The following is a 19,170-nucleotide window of genomic DNA, read 5'->3' on the forward strand; positions in this document are numbered from 1 at the left end:
TTATCGGGGTAAGCGCGGCTCTGGTATCCTCGCCGGCATGACTAAATCACTCCCCCTCAGCCTGATCGCAGCCCTCGGTGAAAACCGTGTGATCGGCGTCGACAACAGCATGCCCTGGCACCTGCCGGGGGACTTCAAATACTTCAAGGCCACGACCTTGGGCAAGCCGATCATCATGGGTCGCAAGACCTGGGATTCGCTTGGCCGTCCGTTGCCGGGCCGCCTCAATATCGTGGTCAGCCGCCAGGCCGATCTGGTGCTGGAAGGTGCGGAAGTTTATCCGTCGCTGGAAGCGGCCGTGGTTCGCGCCGAGGAATGGGCGAAAGCGCAGGGCGTCGATGAGCTGATGTTGATTGGCGGTGCGCAGTTGTACGCGCAAGGGCTGGCGCAGGCGGATCGTCTGTATCTGACGCGCGTGGCGTTGAGCCCGGAAGGGGATGCGTGGTTTCCGGAGTTTGATTTGCACCAGTGGAAACTGGTGTCGAATCTGCCGAATCCGGCTGAGGGCGATAAACCTGCGTACAACTTCGAAGTCTGGGAAAAGGCTTAAGAGCTTCGCGAGCAGGCTAGCTCCCACAGGGATTTGTGTCGATCACAGATCCAATGTGGGAGCGAGCTTGCTCGCGAAGAGGCCCGCTCAGTCGCTGAACGACTTAAGCCTGCGCCAACTCCGCATGCTCATCAGCATCCAGCAATTCTTTATCAGTCTGCTGCATCACCTGACTGGTAATCGCCCCAGCCGTGATCGCACCACTCACGTTCAACGCCGTGCGGCCCATATCGATTAGCGGCTCAACCGAAATCAGCAACGCCACCAGTGACACCGGCAAGCCCATCGCCGGCAGCACGATCAGCGCCGCGAACGTCGCGCCGCCACCGACACCGGCCACACCGGCCGAACTCAACGTCACAATCGCCACCAGCGTCGCGATCCACAGCGGATCCAGCGGGTTGATGCCCACGGTCGGCGCAACCATCACCGCCAACATCGCCGGGTACAAGCCCGCGCAACCGTTCTGGCCGATGGTCGCACCGAACGATGCGGCAAAACTCGCCACCGATTGCGGAATCCCCAGACGCCGGGTCTGCGCTTCAATGCTCAGCGGAATGCTCGCGGCGCTGGAGCGGCTGGTGAACGCGAATGTCAGCACCGGCCAGATCTTGCGGAAGAAGCGCAACGGGTTGATCCCGGCCGCCGATACCAGCAAACCGTGCACGACAAACATCAGGCCCAGTCCGAGGTACGACACCACGACGAAACTGCCGAGTTTGATGATGTCCTGCAGGTTGGAACCGGCGACCACTTTGGTCATCAGCGCCAGCACGCCGTACGGGGTCAGCTTCATCACCAGACGCACCAGACGCATCACCCAGGCTTGCAGGGTGTCGATGGCATTGATCACTTTCTGACCTTTCTCGACGTCATCCTTGAGCAGTTGCAACGCGGCAACCCCGAGGAATGCAGCGAAAATCACCACACTGATGATCGACGTCGGCTTGGCCCGCGCCAGATCGGCAAACGGGTTTTGCGGGATGAACGACAGCAGCAGTTGCGGCACATTGAGGTCGGCAACCTTGCCGGCGTAGTCAGTCTGAATGGTTTGCAGACGGGCCATTTCCTGCGTGCCAGCGACCAGACCTTCAGCGGTGAGGCCGAACAGGTTGGTCAGACCGATGCCGATCAGCGCGGCAATCGCGGTGGTGAACAGCAGGGTGCCGATGGTCAGGAAGCTGATCTTGCCCAGCGACGAAGCGTTGTGCAGACGCGCCACGGCGCTGAGGATCGAGGCGAACACCAGCGGGATAACGATCATTTGCAGCAACTGCACGTAACCGTTACCGACCAGATCGAACCAGCCGATCGAGGCTTTCAGCACCGGGTTGCCGGCACCGTAAACAGTGTGCAGGGCCACGCCGAACGCGACGCCCATCGCCAGTGCGAGCAGGACTTTTTTCGCCAGGCTCCAGGTGGTGTGGCGGGTTTGCGCCAGGCCAAAGAGCAGGGCGAGGAACACCAGCAGGTTGAGAATCAACGGTAGGTTCATGAGAACTCCAGGAAAGACTTTGCCAACAGCCTTCCGGGGCTGCTGCGAACCGGCAAGCCTAACAGCTTGATTTGCAATGATTTAATACCGAAATCTTAGGGCGTCCGTCGTTTTTGGAATAAGCGCGTGTCGCTCTCGGCAATGCATCTGGCGCGATAGGGACGTGGGCGGTCGCTGACAGACGAGGACTGTCACACTTATTTGTTAGCGTCGATCTCTTTGAATCAGGGAGAAGAGGCTTATGAAGTTCGCACCGAAATTTCTGGCTGTCGCACTGGCTGTGGGCATGGGTCTGGCCACTCAGGCCTTCGCCACCGACCTGAAACACTGGCCGGCCGATCAGGCCAAAGCGCTGGACGCAATGATCGCGGCCAACGCCAACAAGGGTAACTACGCGGTGTTCGACATGGACAACACCAGTTACCGCTACGACCTCGAAGAGTCGTTGCTGCCGTTCATGGAAAACAAAGGCCTGATCACCCGCGACAAACTCGATCCTTCCCTGAAACTGATGCCGTTCAAGGACACCGCCGACCACAAGGAAAGCCTGTTCAGCTACTACTATCGCCTCTGCGAAGTCGACGACATGGTCTGCTACCCGTGGGTGGCGCAGGTGTTCTCCGGCTTCACCCTCAAGGAACTCAAAGGCTACGTCGATGAGCTGATGGCTTCGGGCAAACCGGTGCCGGCGACGTATTACGAAGGCGACGTGGTCAAGAACCTCGACGTTAATCCGCCGAAAATCTTTACCGGTCAGCAAGAGCTCTACAACAAGCTGATGGAGAACGGCATCGAGGTCTACGTGATGACCGCGGCCTCTGAGGAACTGGTGCGTATGGTCGCGGCGGATCCGAAGTACGGCTACAACGTCAAACCGCAGAACGTCATTGGCGTGACCACGCTGCTGAAGAACCGTGAAACCAACGAACTGACCACCGCGCGCAAGCAGATCACTGCCGGCAAATATGACGAGAAGGCCAACCTTGGGCTTGAGCTGACGCCGTATCTGTGGACGCCGGCGACGTGGATGGCCGGCAAGCACGCGGCTATCCTGACCTACATCGATGAATGGAAAAAACCGGTATTGGTCGGTGGCGATACCCCGACCAGTGACGGTTACATGCTGTTCCACGATGTCGACGTGGCGAAGGGCGGGATTCACCTGTGGATCAACCGCAAAGACAAGTACATGACGCAGTTGAACGGCATGATGGCCAAGCACGCGGCGGCGCAGGCGAAAGAAGGGTTGCCGGTGACGGCGGACAAGAATTGGGTGATCGTCAAACCGGAGGAGATTCAGTAATAGACACAGGGCCAATGTGGGAGCGAGCCTGCTCGCGAAAGCGTAGCGTCAGTCACCATTGATCGTTCCCACGCTCTGCGTGGGAATGCAGCCCGTGACGCTCCGCGTCACTGGCCGCGGAGCGTCCCTTGAGACATTCCCACGCAGAGCGTGGGAACGATCAGCCCCGCACTTTGACGGGGCATTTTTGTTTCGGCGATTTGACGCTTACAGCCCGTCGAGCATCGCTTTGTTACGCACGGCACCTTTGTCGGCACTGGTCGCCAGCAAGGCATAAGCCTTGAGGGCGGTGGTCACTTTGCGTGGACGAATCTCGACCGGTTTCCAGCCTTTCTTGTCCTGCTCGGCACGGCGTGCCGCCAGTTCTTCATCGCTGACCAACAGGTTGATCGAGCGGTTCGGAATGTCGATCAGCACTTTGTCGCCGTCCTGCACCAGACCGATCGCGCCACCGGCTGCAGCCTCTGGCGAAGCGTGACCGATGGACAGGCCCGACGTGCCGCCGGAGAAACGTCCGTCGGTGAGCAATGCGCAGGCTTTGCCCAGGCCTTTGGATTTCAGGTACGAGGTCGGGTAGAGCATTTCCTGCATGCCCGGGCCGCCTTTCGGGCCTTCGTAACGAATGATGACGATGTCGCCAGCCTTCACTTCGTCAGCGAGGATGCCGCGTACGGCGCTGTCCTGGCTTTCGAAGATCTTCGCGTTGCCTTCGAAGACGTGGATCGATTCGTCGACACCGGCGGTTTTCACCACGCAGCCATCGAGAGCGATGTTGCCGTATAGCACGGCCAAACCACCTTCTTGCGAATAGGCGTGTTCAACGCTGCGGATGCAGCCGTTTTCACGGTCGTCATCCAGGGTTTCCCAACGGGTCGACTGGCTGAACGCCGTCTGCGTCGGGATACCGGCCGGGCCGGCCTTGAAGAAGTGGTGCACGGCTTCATCGTCAGTCTGGGTGATGTCCCACTTGGCGATGCCTTCTTCCATGCTGCGGCTGTGCACGGTCGGCAGGTCGGTGTGCAGCAGACCGCCACGGGCCAGCGAACCGAGGATGCTGAAGATGCCGCCGGCACGGTGCACGTCTTCCATGTGGTACTTCTGGATGTTCGGCGCGACTTTGCACAGCTGTGGAACGGTACGCGAAAGACGGTCGATGTCGCGCAGGTCGAAATCGATCTCGGCTTCCTGGGCGGCAGCGAGCAAGTGCAGGATGGTATTGGTCGAACCGCCCATGGCGATGTCGAGCGTCATCGCGTTCTCGAACGCTTTGAAGTTGGCGATGTTGCGCGGCAGCACCGATTCGTCGTTCTCGCCGTAGTAACGCTTGCACAACTCGACGATGGTGCGGCCGGCCTGCAGGAACAGCTGCTCGCGATCGCTGTGAGTGGCCAGGGTCGAACCGTTGCCGGGCAATGCCAGACCCAGTGCTTCGGTGAGGCAGTTCATCGAGTTGGCGGTGAACATGCCGGAGCACGAACCGCACGTCGGGCAGGCGCTGCGCTCGTACTCGGCGACTTTCTCGTCAGAAGCGCTTTCGTCGGCGGCGATTACCATGGCGTCGACGAGGTCGAGGCCGTGGGACGCGAGTTTGGTCTTGCCGGCTTCCATCGGGCCGCCGGAAACGAAGATCACCGGAATGTTCAGGCGCAAGGCCGCCATCAACATGCCCGGGGTGATCTTGTCGCAGTTGGAGATGCAGACGATGGCGTCGGCGCAGTGGGCGTTGACCATGTATTCGACGGAGTCGGCGATGATCTCGCGGCTCGGCAGCGAATAGAGCATGCCGTCGTGGCCCATGGCGATGCCGTCATCCACGGCGATGGTGTTGAATTCTTTCGCTACGCCGCCAGCGCGTTCGATTTCACGGGCGACCAGTTGGCCCAGATCCTTCAGGTGCACGTGGCCTGGTACGAACTGGGTGAACGAGTTGGCAATGGCGATGATCGGCTTTTTGAAGTCGTCATCTTTCATCCCCGTGGCGCGCCACAGTGCGCGGGCGCCGGCCATGTTGCGGCCGTGGGTGGATGTTTTCGAGCGGTAATCTGGCATGGAGCACTCCGGGCGGCTAATCAGGTACTAAATGGGAGTGAGCTTCTATTGACGTCTGGAACACTCAGCAATGGCCGTGTGTCCGGAAGTTGCCGATGACGTTGCGGGATCGCCGCTGGTCTCAGCCTGAGCTCATAAACCCGCCGGGGGATGAATGGCGATGAATCAGCCGATTCTACACCGCTGGCGTCTGGAGGGAATGGCGCAAAGCGTTGTTCCAGTGCAGACGGCGTGTATGGGATGACGACCGGCAGGTTTAACCACCGGTGGATCGCGCTGCGGCATTGGCTTCATGCTCTCTGGCGCGACGGCTGAGTTTGTTGTTGAGCGCCAGCGCGATCGTGCTCAGCAACACGAAGCTGTAGCCCAGCGTCGATTGCAGATTGGCCGGACTGAGGCTGATCAAGGCGCTGATCAGCCCTCCACAAATAAAGATGATCGTGCTGCCCGCCGAGGCCGAGGTCCCGGCGTTTTCAGGGAACAGGCCCATGGCCCGAGAGGTGGCGGCGGGGCGGGCAATGGTGGTGCCGGCGGTGCAGATCAGCATCGGGATCAACACCGTGGCCGGCGCCAGCGCATGATTGGCCGCCAGGTACAGCATCGCCAGTCCCGACAGCAGTATCAGGCTCAGCCCGGTGAAAATTTGCTGAACCGGCGTGATGCGTCGATTGAGTACCGCCGCGATGATCCCGCCGACAACGTAGGCCGCACCGTAAACCAGCAGGATCAGCGAAAAGTCATAAGGCGCGAGTTGCAGTTGGTCCATGAAAATCAGCGGTGAGATCACGATGAACGAGAAGTGGCAGGCGAAGGCAAACGCCGAAATCAGCCAGTAGCCGACAAACTCGAAGTCCCCCAACACGCGTCGATAGGACTGAATGAAGCCGATCGGCGACCCCCCCGACGCTGGACGGCTGCTCGGTAAAAACAGCCAGGCCTTGATCAGCACCATGGCGGACAACGCGTTAAACACCCAAAAGCTGCCGCGCCAACCGAGTGTGGCTTGCAAAAAGGTCCCGGCCAGCGGCGACACCGAAATGAAAATCCCGGTGGCCGTGACCATCAGGATACGCAAGCGGTCGCGCTCCTCACCTTCGAACAGATCCTGCACCAGCGCCTGGGACAACACGAAACAGCCACAACCCAAGGCCTGTATCACCCGAAAGACCAGGAACAGCGTGTAATCGGAGGTCAGCACGCAGCCGAGCGCGCCAAGCATCGATACGCTCATGCCGGCGAGTAACAAGCCTTTGCGCCCGATCACGTCCGAGAGAGGGCCGATCAGCAACTGGGCAAACGCGATCCCCACGGCGAACAGGCTGATCGACAGTGCGATATCCGCCGGGGAGCTGCGAAAGTGTGCCGCCAACGCGGGAAATGAAGGCAGCAGAACATCCAGTGGAAACACGCCTAGCAGCACCATGGCCAGCAACAGGCTGACAGCAGCGCGGCGCTGCGTGGTGGTTACCACGGATTTTCCTTTATCCATCGATCAGTCCTGCCTTGGCAAAAAGTTTCTGGTTATGAGGAAGTGCGAAAAAACCGGCCTTGCGCAGTGCGTCCAGCGTTGCAATGGAGCCTGATCGTGCACGTGCTCGATTGGCGTGCGCCGTTGCCATGCTGCCGATGATGTCTCTCACATCGCTGTCGGCAATGCCTGCTCCTCGCAGACTCTGTTGCAGCCAGTGTTCGTCGACCTCGAAAAAAATCCCGATGATCTCCAGCAGTGTTTTGCTGACAAACAGGCGCTGGCGGCTGTTCATGGACAGCCAGAAGTAATGGAACACTTCGGCGAAGTAACGACTGTGGCGGGCTTCATCAGTCAGATGGTCGCGCAGCATGTCGCTCACGCTGGACACCAGGCTGTCGCGACAGACGTCCAGCAGCTCTCGGGCGATGATGGTTTCCGAGACGAAGCCGAGCAGAAACCATGCCAGTGGCCGGTTCTTTTCCGGCGTGCGAGCGATCAATGCGTTAAGGCGGGTGATGCGCTTCGGAATCGCCGGACGTCCAGTGATCCCGTAGAAGCTGGCGATCTGTTCAGCGAGTCGATTGGAGAACAGTGCGTGGTAGCCCTCATCGGTGTAGAGCTGCAGCGCTGCGTGTTTCATTGCCAGAGGCACGTAGATGGGCAGCTCACGGTGCACGATGACTTCCACTGCACGATTGACGATGCGGTGTTCGAGCAGGGTGGTGTAATCGAGAAAGTGCACCAGATGGTTGGCTGATAGCCGATGCAACACTTCACGCCCGGCCGCTTGAATGGCCGGATGTGCCAGATAGGGCAGAAACGCAGGTGGAAACCAGTGGCGGGTTTGCAGTTGCAGCGGCACATCGTCGGGCAGTTGATAATCATGGGTACTGCTGCGCACGGAAGCACGGCTCTCCCAATCGCCCAAGGTGAATTTGAGTGCCCATGACACCGGCCCTTCATCCGGGTCGGCAATTGACTGGCTCATGCCTGCCCCTCGCGCAACAGTTCGCGCATCTCGTGGCACATCACCTGTCCATCGCTTTCTCCGCAGCCAACAAAAAACAGCGGTTGTTCAGCGCTACCCTCGAGATTGAGGAGCGCTTCGACCTGACGGTCGGCAAATGCCCCGGTCAGCCAGGTGTTGAGACCCAATGCCGTGGCGACCAGTTGAAAGGTTTGCGACAGGTGGCCGGCTTCAACGAAGGCCATGCGATAGGCCCGCGAGTGTTCATATTTCCACCAGAGCCGGTCAAACCGGGCGGTGATGAACAATCCCAGTGGCAGGTTGTTGATGAAGTGCTGGCCGCCGAGCAAATGGCCCAGGGCGGGCTCAGGCAATGGATTGACCCGGCTCAGGGAATGATCGTCCGGATGGTAGGCATAAATGCCGGGCTCCAGATCAACAACATTCCGGACCAGCAAGAAGCCTTCGCAGGCGTTCAGGCCTCCCCCGGAAGGGCTGCTTCGACGTGCGCCAAGGCCTGTGGCGATGCTGTCGTCGCCATCTCCTTCGCGTTCGTGCAGATAGCCGAGAGAAAGGTAAAGCAGAGTGCCGACGTCATTGAGCGTCATCGCTGCACCGGTGTAGCTGCGACAGGTTTTGCGCTGAAGCAGCGCATTTTTCAGGCTGTCATTACCCAATGTGCACGGAGCGGGCAGGGCAAGACGTTGCTCGGATTCAGGCTGCGGGCCGCCGGTCGCGGGAGGTGGAGTGGCCAATACCTCATTGCAATGCGCCAGATATTGTCTGGCCCACTCATGGATGTTCTGCGGTGGATATTCACACGGAATATTTTGCGTACCGATGTGATAGATCTTCGATAATTCATCCCAGCCCCATTTTGGGACGTCTATTTTTGAAACGGTTAGTATGTCTGCGTTTAATAGTTGTATGTCTATTATGTTGTCGGCGTCGAACAGGTCTGGTTTGTTTATTAGTTGGGCGAAGCGAGAGGCGTAGTTTAAGTCGAGTTCGTGTTGAGTATGGCTTTTATAATTCCATACAATTTGTCCGGGCGAGCGTGGCAATATAAATAGATAAGGATTGATGTGCATATGGGTCGATTCACTCTGGATAAAGTCAAAAGGACGCCGGGTTGCCGGCACTCCCCGGCGTCCTGACTCACTTAGCGGGCTTTGGAAGCAACCAGAAAAGCCAGGTTTGCGATTTTTTTACTTTCCAGAGAAATACTTTTCATGATGTGAACTCCTTGTTCGTTGATAGTTGAGTCACCTCGTGGTGACAACTTCATAATAGTTTGTAATGGATTATTGGCAAGAGGATATTAAGTAGGAAATTTCCAGTAATTTTGTCGGAGCAGTCTTTAGCCGGAAATAAACTTGTAGGGTAAGTTTCAATAATTAAAGGACGTAAGGAAATATCCTGCACGTCAGCGAGAAAATAATTGTAGGAAGTATTGGGAATAGCGAGGAGGAAGGGTGGCACGCAAAAAAACGGGGAGCCTGCTGGCTCCCCGTTATCCGCAGGGATCAGCTGTTGGGCAGCAAGCGGCAGGTGATGCTCTTGATGTAACGGGTCTCAGCGATGGCCGGGTGCACCGGGTGATCCGGGCCCTGACCGCCACGCTCCAGCAACTGGATATTGCGATCCAGGTGACGAGCGCTGGTCAGCAGGATGTTCTGCAGGTCATCTTCCGGCAAGTGCATCGAGCACGACGCGCTGACCAGGATGCCGTCCTTGTTGAGCAGGCGCATGGCTTGCTCGTTCAGGCGACGGTAGGCGCCTTCGCCGTTTTTCATGTCTTTCTTGCGTTTGATGAACGCTGGCGGGTCGGCAACGATGACGTCGAAGCGCTCCTCGCTGGCCTTGAGTTCTTTCAGGGCTTCGAAGACGTCGCCTTCGATGCAGGTCATCTTGTCGGCGAAACCGTTCAGTGCGGCGTTGCGCTCTACGCCATCGAGGGCGAAAGCCGAAGCATCGACGCAGAACACTTCGCTGGCGCCGAATGCGGCAGCCTGTACGCCCCAGCCACCGATGTAGCTATAGAGGTCGAGAACACGTTTGCCTTTGGCGTACGGGGCCAGGCGTGCGCGGTTCATGCGGTGATCGTAGAACCAGCCGGTTTTCTGGCCCTGAATGACCGGTGCTTCGAATTTCACGCCGTTTTCTTCCAGCGCAACCCACTCCGGCACCAGGCCGAAAACGGTTTCGACGTAGCGGTTGAGGCCTTCGGCGTCGCGTGCGGCGGAGTCGTTCTTGAACAGGATGCCGCTTGGCTTGAGCACTTGGGTCAGTGCGGCGATCACGTCATCTTTATGCGCTTCCATGGTGGCCGAAGCGATCTGTACGACGAGGATGTCGCCGAAACGGTCGACGACCAGGCCTGGCAGCAAGTCGGAATCACCGTAGACCAGACGATAGAACGGCTTGTCGAACAGGCGCTCGCGAAGTGACAGAGCCACGTTCAGGCGGTGCACCAGCAGCGATTTGTCCAGTTGCACTTTGACGTCGCGCGACAGCAGGCGAGCGCAGATCAGGTTGTTCGGGCTCATCGCCACGATGCCCAGCGGTTTGCCGCCGGCAGCTTCGAGGATGGCTTGATCGCCGGCCTGGAAGCCGTGCAAAGGGGTGGCGGCTACATCGATTTCGTTGCTGTAGACCCACAGGTGACCGGCGCGCAGGCGACGGTCGGCGTTGGCTTTGAGGCGCAAGCTAGGCAGGGACATGACGTCGCTCCGGAAAAAAGAGCGGGAGTATAGCGTGTTGCGACTTGTGTCGGGTTTGGAGAGCGATGAAACGCTGATGGCCCTTTCGCGAGCAGGCTCGCTCCCACAAAGGGCTTGTGACCGACACAAGACCAATGTGGGAGCGAGCCTGCTCGCGAAGCTGTCTTGAATATTACGCCGACAGTGCGTTGATCAACTCCCGACTGAACGCCGGAATATCATCCGGCTGACGGCTGCTGATCAGGTGACCGTCCTTGACCACTTCCTTGTCGACCCAATTAGCCCCGGCATTGATCAGGTCATCCTTGAGCGTCTTGTAACTGGTCATGGTCTTGCCGTTGACCAGCCCCGCCGAGATCAGCAACCAGCCGCCATGGCAAATCACCGCAATCGGCTTGCCGGCAGACGCGCCTGTCTTGACCAGGTGCTGGGCGTCTTGATCGATGCGGATGGTGTCGGAGTTCTGCACGCCGCCCGGCAGAACGATCGCGTCGTATTGCTCGCTGCTGGCGGCCTGAAAGGTCTGGTCGACCTTGAAATCGTCTGCCGGTTTGTCGTGATTCCAGCCTTTGACCTTGCCAGCCTCGGCCGAAAGAATGTCGACTTGGGCGCCAGCCTGTTCCAGCGCTTGCTTGGGACCTGTCAATTCAACTTGTTCGAAACCATCGGTTACCAAAAAAGCGACGCGCTTGCCATTGAGTGAGGTGGCCATCGATAAGCTCCTGAGTCTGCGGGAATTTGTTGCCGCGTCGGACAGAAACTGTCCAGCGGGCCTTACAAAATCCGAAGCCTGAGCTTGAATGAAAGTTCCTGCGATGTGCCCATCGGTGTGTCGCCCTGCGGTTTCAGCGGTTAGAATCGCCGCCTGTCCCAGAGTGTGTACTTATGTCCCAAGAGCTGACCACCGAACAGATTCAACAATCGCTGCAAGGCATCAGTGTGCCGGCGCAACCGCAGATCATGGTGGATCTGCAAATGGAGCAGTACATGCCCGACCCGGACCTGGAGGTGATCGCCAAGCTGATCGCCCAGGATCCCGGTCTGTCCGGCTCGCTGCTGAAAATCGTCAACTCGCCGTATTACGGCCTGAGCAACAAGATCACCTCGATCCAGCGTGCGGTGAACCTGTTGGGCAGCCGCTCGATCATCAACCTGATCAACGCACAGTCGATCAAGGGCGAGATGAACGATGACACCATCGTCACCCTCAACCGTTTCTGGGACACCGCCCAGGATGTGGCGATGACGTGCCTGACGCTGGCCAAGCGTATTGGCACTCAGGCGGGTGACGAGGCTTACGCCTTGGGCCTGTTCCACGATTGCGGCGTGCCGTTGATGCTGCAACGGTTCCCCAATTATATGACGGTGCTGGAAAAGGCTTACGCCAATGCCAGCGCCGAATGTCGGGTGGTCGACACCGAGAACAGCGAGTTCAATACCAACCATGCAGTGGTCGGTTACTACACCGCCAAGTCCTGGCGCCTGCCGGAGCATGTCAGTGCGGCCATCGCCAATCACCACAATGCCCTGGCGATTTTCAACGACGAGTCGTCGCGCAACAGCCAGCTGAAAAACCTGCTGGCGATCCTGAAGATGGCCGAGCACATTTGCGCGTCTTATCGCGTGCTGGGCAACCAGGCCGAAGATTTCGAATGGAACGCCGTCGGGCCGCTGGTACTCGACTATGTAGGGCTGTCGGATTACGACTTCGAAACCCTCAAACAAACGATTCGCGACCTCGGCGCGCATTGATTCGAGAACGCCATGCCTGAACTGCCGGAAGTCGAAACCACCCGCCGGGGAATTGCCCCGCATCTGGAAGGCCAACGCGTCAGCCGGGTGATCGTGCGTGATCGGCGCCTGCGTTGGCCGATCCCGGAAGACCTCGATGTGCGTCTGTCCGGGCAGCGCATCGTGCTGGTCGAACGTCGTGCCAAGTATCTGTTGATCAACGCCGAAGTCGGTACGTTGATCAGCCATTTGGGCATGTCGGGCAATTTGCGTCTGGTCGAGGTCGGCCTCCCGGCGCTCAAGCATGAGCATGTCGATATCGAGCTGGAATCGGGGTTGGCATTGCGCTATACCGATCCGAGACGGTTCGGCGCGATGCTGTGGAGCAATGATCCGCTCAATCATGAACTGCTGATTCGCCTTGGCCCGGAACCGCTGACCGATCTGTTCGATGGTGAGCGTCTGTTTCAGCTGTCGCGCGGGCGTTCGATGGCGGTCAAGCCGTTCATCATGGACAACGCAGTGGTGGTCGGGGTCGGCAATATCTATGCGACCGAAGCGTTGTTTGCTGCCGGGATTGATCCGCGCCGCGAGGCCGGTGGTATTTCGCGTGGGCGGTATCTGAAGCTGGCGATCGAGATCAAACGTATTCTTGCTGCCGCCATCGAGCGTGGCGGCACCACGCTGCGTGATTTCATCGGTGGCGACGGCCAGCCGGGCTATTTCCAGCAGGAGCTGTTTGTTTATGGCCGTGGCGGTGAACACTGCAAGGTCTGTGGCACCGGGCTGCGTGAAGTGAAGCTGGGGCAGCGTGCCAGTGTGTTCTGCCCGCGCTGCCAGAGCTGAGGCAAAAGGCTGAAAAAGTCCTACGGTCTATAGTGAGTTGTCTCACTGTTCAGCCCGAAGGATCGTGCCATGAAGTCCTTGCAAGTCCTCGTTGTTACGCTGCTGCTGTGTTCCAGTCTGGCTGTTCAGGCCACGGAAAACGGCAGCGGCGATCCGCGTTACACCATCCAGAATCCCCCGGCCTACGCGATGATCGGCGACTTGCTGATTGCCCGACCTTTATTGGTGGTGGCGACGGTGATTGGTGCGGGGGTATTTGTCGTGTCGCTGCCGTTTACCGCGTTGGGTGGCGGAGTTGGCGATGCCGGGCAGGCGCTGGTGGTCGATCCGGCGAAGGCAGCGTTTGTGCGGTGTCTGGGGTGTACGGGGGAGGGGTTTGAGCAGCGCGAGTGAGCTGATCAGGGGTTTGCGCTGATGCTGATGGCCCTTTCGCGAGCAAGCTCGCTCCCACATTGGAACGCATTTCAAATGTGGGAGCGAGCCTGCTCGCGAAGAGGCCGAAAGAGCGCTACAAATCCGGCGGATCAGGCCTTGCCGGTGATGATGCGGTACTTCTCCATCAACTGTTCTTCAGTCTCCGGATGAGCTTCGTCCAGCGGAATGCAATCCACCGGGCAAACCTGCTGGCATTGCGGTTCGTCGTAGTGGCCGACGCACTGGGTGCACAGGTTCGGGTCGATCACGTAGATCTCTTCGCCTTGGGAAATGGCGGCGTTCGGGCACTCGGGTTCGCAGACGTCGCAGTTGATGCAATCGTCGGTGATGATCAGGGACATGCTAACTCCAGCCGGGGCAGCAGGCCCGGGCGCTATAAATCAATGCGCGCAATTGTGCCGCATTGGCGAGCGCAGTGCACGCGGGTGCGATCAAGGGCACTGGACTGCGATCATTTTAAGATCAAAAGATCGCAGCCTGCGGCAGTTCCTACTTTTTGAAGCGCAGGGTCAGCGCGTCAGCCACGGCGGGGTGGACGAACTTGCTGATATCGCCGCCCAGCGCAGCAATTTCCCGCACCAGTGTCGACGAAATGAACGAATAACGCTCGGACGGGGTGAGAAACAGGCTCTCGACATCCGGGGCCAACTGGCGGTTCATGTTGGCCAGCTGGAATTCGTATTCGAAGTCCGACACCGCGCGCAGACCACGCAGGAACACATTGGCGTTCTGCTCTTTGGCGAAATGCGCGAGCAGTGTCGAGAAACCGACCACTTCCACGTTCGGCAGGTGTTTGGTGACCTCGCGAGCCAGTTCGACCCGTTGTTCCAGCGGGAACAGCGGGTTTTTCTTCGGGCTGGCAGCGACCGCAATAATCACGTGATCGAACAGGCGCGAGGCGCGTTCGACCAGATCGCCATGGCCCTTGGTAATAGGGTCGAAGGTACCTGGGTACAACACTCGGTTCATCGCGTCGTCCTGGCGGGAGTCCGTTGGGGAGTCGGATGGTATCGCAGCCGTCCCGGTCGGCCAAGTCGCCTGTTGGGTAAGAAAGCACTATAGACGATGCGAATAATCGCTTTTTTCACGGGTTTCTCAGTCGATCGGCGAGGGATGTGGCCAGTTGCGCGGTCAGGCCATACACCGACAATTGCGGGTTGGCGCCGATGCTGGTGGGGAACAGCGAGCCGTCGTGGATCGACAGATTAGCCAGTTGATGATGCCGGCCGAGACTGTCGGTGACCGCGCTTTTCGGGTCTTCACCCATCGCGCAGCCGCCCATGACATGCGCGCTGCCCAGACGCGTGCGATACAACTCGAGGCTCAAACCATCGATCAGCGTGCGTGCCTCGGCCAGGGTCTTCACGTAACGGGCGTCGGCGTGCATCGGCATTACCGATTTCGCGCCGCCGGCAAACTGGATTTCGGCCATGACATGAAAGGCCCGGCGCAAGCCTTCCCAAGCGTAGGCTGAAACCTGATAGTCGAGCACCGGCGAACCATCGCCACGTAATTCGACTGCGCCACCGGTGCTGTCCGGGTGAAAACCGTCACGCATCAAGGCCAGCATGGCGTGGGTGTGTGGCAGGTCAGCCATGTGTTGCGCACTTTCTTCACCAATGCCACCGAGCAGCGTGGCCGCCAGCGCCGGGTGCAGCGGCGGCACTTCGAGTTTGAAGGCCATCGGCCCGGTGGTGCCGTCCTTCCACTGGAAATGGTCGGAATAGATCGACTGCGGCGCCCCGTAAAACGGGTTGATGACTTCGTCGAAGCGCGCGGCGGACATGTTCACCGGGTGCAGGAAGGTGCGTTTTCCCAGGTTTGCATGCGGGTCCGGTGCATCTGAACGCAGCAACAGCGCCGGGCTGTTGATGCCACCGCCGGCCAATACGTAGTGCTTCGCCTTGATGTTGATTTTGCGCCCGGTCGGTTCGACGCAACGCTCATCCATCGCTACACATTGCAGGCCGGTCACTTTGTCGCCGCTGATCAACAGCTTCTCCGCGCGAGCGAGATAGAGCAACTCTCCGCCCTTTTCCAGCGTCGCCGGAATCGTGGTGACCATCATCGATTGCTTGGCGTTGGTCGGGCAGCCCATGCCGCAGTACCCGAGGTTCCAGCAGCCGCGCACATTGCGCGGAATCACATGCCAGCTGTAACCGAGTTGTTCGCAGCCTTTGCGGATCACGTCGTTGTTGGCGTTGGGCGGGACCATCCATGGCGCAACGCCGAGGCGCTGTTCCATTTTCTCGAACCACGGCGCCATCTCGGCGGGGCTGTGGCCTTTGACGTTGTGTTCTTTGGCCCAGTGTTCCAGGGTCGGCTCTGGGGTGCGAAAGCTCGAGGTCCAGTTGATCAGCGTGGTGCCGCCAACCGCGCGTCCTTGCAGGATGGTGATTGCGCCGTCCTTGCTCATGCGGCCGATGCCTTCCTGATAGAGGCTGCTGTAGGCCTTGTCTTCGAGCATTTTGAAATCGGAACTGGTTTTCAGCGGGCCCTCTTCGATCAGCAGGACTTTGTAGCCGGCAGCGCTGAGGATTTCCGCCGTGGTGCCGCCACCGGCGCCACTGCCGATGATCGCCACGTCAGCTTCAAGACTCAGGTCGCCGCTCAGTTGTGCGCCGTTATAGGTTTTCCAGCCTCGGGCGAGGCCTTCGCGGAACGGGTCGGGTACGGGCATCGATCAGGTTCTCTTTATTATTTTTGGATGCAAGGTGTCGCGGCTGGCCCCTGTGGGAGCGAGCCTGCTCGCGAAGGCCGCGCCGCTGATTTCAAACGGTCGGTGGGCCGGGATAACCGCAATGCACCCAGGATTCTGCGCGGGTGTACCAGGCCATCAGCACCATCTGCTGCAGCGAGCTGTGCCCCATGCGCAACAGGCTCAGCGAGCTGTTTTCCCAGCGATCAAGAAAATGCCGCATTGCCTCGGCACTAGCGTTTTCCCAACTGCCCCAGATACCGGTGAGTGGTCCGCGCGTCACCGCCATACCGAGGACGTCGAACAGTTGCCGGGTCAGTTTGAGCATCTCCGGCGACAGGTGATCGAGGCTGTAGTCCAACGACTTGAGCGTGCCTTCAACAGCGCTTGGCAGTTTCTCGGCCGCCACGGCTCCGTCGAGCATCACCGGAATCAGTGCGCGCAGAAACAGCAGATCGCCGTCGCGTAACGAGATAAAACCGTTGGCCGCGACGCTCGACGAGCAGCCGCTGAGGCTGGCACCGAGTCCGGCAGTGGCGAGAAACGCGGTGGCGCCGAGGCTGAATTTCAGCAGGCCACGGCGGGACAGTGCAGGTGTTTCGGTCAGGCTTGGGTGCATTGTTTTTATTACCCGGCGGTGACGAAGGTTTAGCGAATGAACAGCTTCTGGATCAGCTTCTGAATCGATGTGCCGTAGGGCGGGTAAATCAGTCTGGCTGCGTTGAAGCGCTGTTTAATCAGCACGCCTTTGGCTTTGCTGAAGGTCAGGAAGCCTTCGTGGCCGTGGTAGTGGCCCATGCCGGAAGGGCCGACGCCGCCAAAGGGCATATCGTCCTGGGCCACATGCAGCAGCGTGTCGTTCAGGCAGACGCCGCCGGAATGGGTTTCGTGCAGCACACGGTTTTGTTCGCGTTTGTCGTAGCCAAAGTAGTAAAGAGCCAGAGGTCGTGGCCGCTGATTGATGTAAGCAAATGCCTGTTCCAGATCCTGATACGGCACGATTGGCAGCAACGGGCCGAAGATTTCGTCCTGCATCACCGTCATCTCGTCGCTGACATTCAGCAGCACGCTGTGTGGCATGCGCCGGCCCTGACCTTGTTCGAACAGCGGAATCAACAGCGCGCCCTTGCTGGTCGCGTCGCTGACGTAGCCGTTGAGTCGCGCCAGTTGGCGTTCGTTGATGATCGCCGTGTAGTCCGGATTGTCGGCGAGTGTCGGATAAAAACCCTGCACGGCCTGGCGATAGGCTTCGACGAAAGCGCCGACCCGATCTTCCGGCACCAGCACGTAATCCGGGGCGACGCAGGTCTGCCCGGCGTTGAGGGTTTTACCGAAGGCGATGCGTTCGGCGGCATCCTTGAGCGGGACATCGCGGGAGACGATGGCCGGCGACTTGCCGCCCAGTTCCAGGGTGACCGGGGTGAGGTTTTCGGCGGCGGCGCGCATCACGTGTTTGCCGATGCTGGTGGCGCCGGTAAACAGCAAGTGGTCGAAGCGCAAACGGGAAAACGCCACGCCGATGTCGGCCTCACCGAGCACCACGCAGACCAGGTCTTCGGGGAAAATTCGCGCCAGCAACTCTTTCATCAACAAGCCGGTGGCCGGGGTCGATTCGCTCAATTTGAGCATCACCCGGTTGCCCGCCGCCAAGGCGCCGACCAGCGGGCCGACGGCCAGATACAACGGGTAATTCCACGGCACGATGACACCCACCACGCCCAATGGCTGATAGACCACTTTTGCCGAAGCGGGCTGGAACGCCATACCGACCTTGCGCCGCGAGGCTTTCATCCAGCCTTTGAGATGACGGCTGGCGTAATGAATGCCGTGCAGGCTTGGCATCAGCTCGGCGAGCAGGGTTTCATCGGCGCTGCGATGGCTGAAATCGGCGCTGATCGCCTCGATCAATGCCTGGCGTTCATTGCTCAACAAATCGCTCAACGCTTTCAGCCATTGCTGGCGCTGGGCGGCGGGCGGCATTGGGTTGGCGGCATACGCGGCCCGCTGCGCCTCGAACAACCTGTCCAGCTCCGCCAGGGGTTGTTGCAGCGTTTGCAGGTAAGCAATGTCGGCAGTCATGGTCTGCTCCGGATTTATTGTAGTGATGAACTTTTTAGAGTCTATGCTCTAGAAAGTCAAATGACTTCCCTGCACAGCAGTGTTTTATCCATTTCCGGTTAGGTCGTAAGATGCCCCCCAACGCACTCTGAATTAAAGCTCAAGCCATGGCCCCACGAATAAAAACCAGCGAGCGTATCGTGCTGAACAGCCTTGAGCTGTTCAATCAGCAGGGCGAGCGCAGCATCAGCACCAATCACATTGCCGCCCATATGGAGATTTCTCCGGGCAACCTGTACTACCACTTCCCCAACAAGCAGGCGATCATCGCCGTGTTGTTCAGTGAGTACGAAAGCCTTGTGGACAGCTTTCTGCGCCCGCCGCAGGGGCGTGCGGCGACCGTCGAAGACAAGCGTTTCTATCTCAAGGAACTGCTCTCGGCGATGTGGCGTTACCGCTTTCTGCACCGTGATCTCGAGCATCTGCTCGACAGCGATCCAGAGCTGGCCGCCCGTTATCGGCGCTTCTCCCAACGCTGCGTGATTCAGGGCGCGGCGATCTACGAAGGTTTTGTCGCCGCCGGGATTCTCGATATGGACCGCGTGCAGATCGAATCCCTGACCCTCAACGCCTGGATCATCCTGACATCCTGGGTGCGCTTCCTGTGCACCACCCGCGAAAACTCCAACCACCTCAGTGAGCAGGCCATTAAACGTGGCGTGTACCAGGTGCTGGTGCTGGAAGCCGGGTTTGTCACCGAGCAGGCGCGTGACGAGGTCAATGCGTTGTTCGAGGAGTTCTACGTGCCGCTGGCCCAGGCCCTTGAAGACGTGAAATAAACCGT

General features: G+C 59.1%; 18 protein-coding genes. 6 read left to right on the forward strand and 12 right to left on the reverse strand.

From position 1 onward, the window contains the following. Nucleotides 1-37 precede the first annotated feature (37 nt). Nucleotides 38-550 (forward strand): dihydrofolate reductase, encoded by a 513-nt coding sequence (locus tag L8H52_RS15705; protein ID WP_242207764.1) that lies wholly within the window; start codon nt 38-40, stop codon nt 548-550. A 103-nt stretch (nt 551-653) separates the two neighbouring features. Here L8H52_RS15705 and L8H52_RS15710 read toward each other — a convergent pair whose 3' ends face one another. Further along, entirely contained in the window at nt 654-2,045 is a 1,392-nt protein-coding gene (locus tag L8H52_RS15710) for an L-cystine transporter (protein WP_242207765.1), read from the reverse strand. Between the two features lie 241 nt (nt 2,046-2,286). Here L8H52_RS15710 and L8H52_RS15715 point away from each other — a divergent pair, with 241 nt between their 5' ends. Then, nucleotides 2,287-3,348 (forward strand): haloacid dehalogenase-like hydrolase, encoded by a 1,062-nt coding sequence (locus L8H52_RS15715; protein ID WP_242207766.1) that lies wholly within the window; start codon nt 2,287-2,289, stop codon nt 3,346-3,348. Nucleotides 3,349-3,555: 207 nt separating this feature from the next. Here the strand turns inward: L8H52_RS15715 and ilvD are convergent, their stop codons facing one another. The 6 genes from ilvD to L8H52_RS15745 form a co-directional block, all read right to left on the reverse strand. Then, entirely contained in the window at nt 3,556-5,397 is a 1,842-nt protein-coding gene (ilvD, locus tag L8H52_RS15720) for a dihydroxy-acid dehydratase (protein ID WP_053124757.1), read from the reverse strand. 256 nt (nt 5,398-5,653) lie between these two features. Beyond that, nucleotides 5,654-6,886: a multidrug effflux MFS transporter gene (locus L8H52_RS15725; protein ID WP_242207767.1), complete on the reverse strand. Its 1,233-nt coding sequence runs from the start codon at nt 6,884-6,886 to the stop codon at nt 5,654-5,656. Beyond that, nucleotides 6,879-7,856 carry a diiron oxygenase gene (locus tag L8H52_RS15730; RefSeq protein WP_242207768.1) on the reverse strand — a complete coding sequence of 326 codons (978 nt, stop codon included), beginning with the start codon at nt 7,854-7,856 and terminating at the stop codon, nt 6,879-6,881. The genes L8H52_RS15725 and L8H52_RS15730 overlap by 8 nt, the downstream gene beginning before the upstream one ends. Next, a complete protein-coding gene (locus L8H52_RS15735; protein ID WP_242207769.1) occupies nt 7,853-8,926 on the reverse strand; it encodes a SagB family peptide dehydrogenase in 1,074 nt (357 codons plus the stop codon). Before L8H52_RS15735 ends, L8H52_RS15730 begins: the two co-directional genes overlap by 4 nt. Nucleotides 8,927-9,361: 435 nt before the next feature. Continuing rightward, entirely contained in the window at nt 9,362-10,558 is a 1,197-nt protein-coding gene (locus L8H52_RS15740; RefSeq protein WP_242207770.1) for a class I SAM-dependent rRNA methyltransferase, read from the reverse strand. A 172-nt stretch (nt 10,559-10,730) separates the two neighbouring features. Further along, nucleotides 10,731-11,270, reverse strand: coding sequence for a type 1 glutamine amidotransferase domain-containing protein (locus tag L8H52_RS15745; protein ID WP_242207771.1), 540 nt, complete (start codon nt 11,268-11,270; stop codon nt 10,731-10,733). 227 nt (nt 11,271-11,497) lie between these two features. On the opposite strand from L8H52_RS15745, the gene L8H52_RS15750 reads away from it, so the two are divergent. The 3 genes from L8H52_RS15750 (at nt 11,498) to L8H52_RS15760 (ending at nt 13,528) form a co-directional block, all read left to right on the forward strand. Then, entirely contained in the window at nt 11,498-12,310 is an 813-nt protein-coding gene (locus L8H52_RS15750) for an HDOD domain-containing protein (protein ID WP_242207814.1), read from the forward strand. A 12-nt stretch (nt 12,311-12,322) separates the two neighbouring features. After that, complete coding sequence (gene mutM, locus L8H52_RS15755) at nt 12,323-13,135, forward strand: bifunctional DNA-formamidopyrimidine glycosylase/DNA-(apurinic or apyrimidinic site) lyase (protein WP_007913582.1); 813 nt, start codon at nt 12,323-12,325, stop codon at nt 13,133-13,135. A gap of 69 nt (nt 13,136-13,204) precedes the next feature. After that, nucleotides 13,205-13,528 carry a multidrug transporter gene (locus L8H52_RS15760; RefSeq protein WP_242207772.1) on the forward strand — a complete coding sequence of 108 codons (324 nt, stop codon included), beginning with the start codon at nt 13,205-13,207 and terminating at the stop codon, nt 13,526-13,528. Between the two features lie 131 nt (nt 13,529-13,659). On the opposite strand, the gene L8H52_RS15765 is transcribed toward L8H52_RS15760, so the two are convergent. The 5 genes from L8H52_RS15765 to L8H52_RS15785 all read right to left on the reverse strand — a co-directional run bounded on the left by L8H52_RS15765 (nt 13,660) and on the right by L8H52_RS15785 (nt 18,365). Further along, nucleotides 13,660-13,911, reverse strand: a complete 252-nt coding sequence (locus tag L8H52_RS15765) for a YfhL family 4Fe-4S dicluster ferredoxin (RefSeq protein WP_038358877.1) — start codon at nt 13,909-13,911, stop codon at nt 13,660-13,662. Nucleotides 13,912-14,059: 148 nt separating this feature from the next. Further along, complete coding sequence (gene coaD, locus L8H52_RS15770; protein WP_003229157.1) at nt 14,060-14,539, reverse strand: pantetheine-phosphate adenylyltransferase; 480 nt, start codon at nt 14,537-14,539, stop codon at nt 14,060-14,062. A 115-nt stretch (nt 14,540-14,654) separates the two neighbouring features. Beyond that, entirely contained in the window at nt 14,655-16,250 is a 1,596-nt protein-coding gene (locus tag L8H52_RS15775; protein WP_242207773.1) for a GMC family oxidoreductase, read from the reverse strand. Between the two features lie 91 nt (nt 16,251-16,341). Then, nucleotides 16,342-16,887, reverse strand: a complete 546-nt coding sequence (locus L8H52_RS15780; protein WP_242207774.1) for a twin-arginine translocation pathway signal protein — start codon at nt 16,885-16,887, stop codon at nt 16,342-16,344. A 29-nt stretch (nt 16,888-16,916) separates the two neighbouring features. Continuing rightward, nucleotides 16,917-18,365, reverse strand: coding sequence for a coniferyl aldehyde dehydrogenase (locus L8H52_RS15785; protein ID WP_347340749.1), 1,449 nt, complete (start codon nt 18,363-18,365; stop codon nt 16,917-16,919). Nucleotides 18,366-18,493: 128 nt separating this feature from the next. On the opposite strand from L8H52_RS15785, the gene L8H52_RS15790 reads away from it, so the two are divergent. Next, nucleotides 18,494-19,165 carry a TetR/AcrR family transcriptional regulator gene (locus tag L8H52_RS15790; protein ID WP_007913599.1) on the forward strand — a complete coding sequence of 224 codons (672 nt, stop codon included), beginning with the start codon at nt 18,494-18,496 and terminating at the stop codon, nt 19,163-19,165. The last annotated feature ends 5 nt before the right edge of the window (nt 19,166-19,170 follow it).

The sequence above is a fragment of the Pseudomonas sp. CROZ-RG-20F-R04-15 genome (genome assembly GCF_022662375.1).
Classification (GTDB): Bacteria; Pseudomonadota; Gammaproteobacteria; order Pseudomonadales; family Pseudomonadaceae; genus Aquipseudomonas.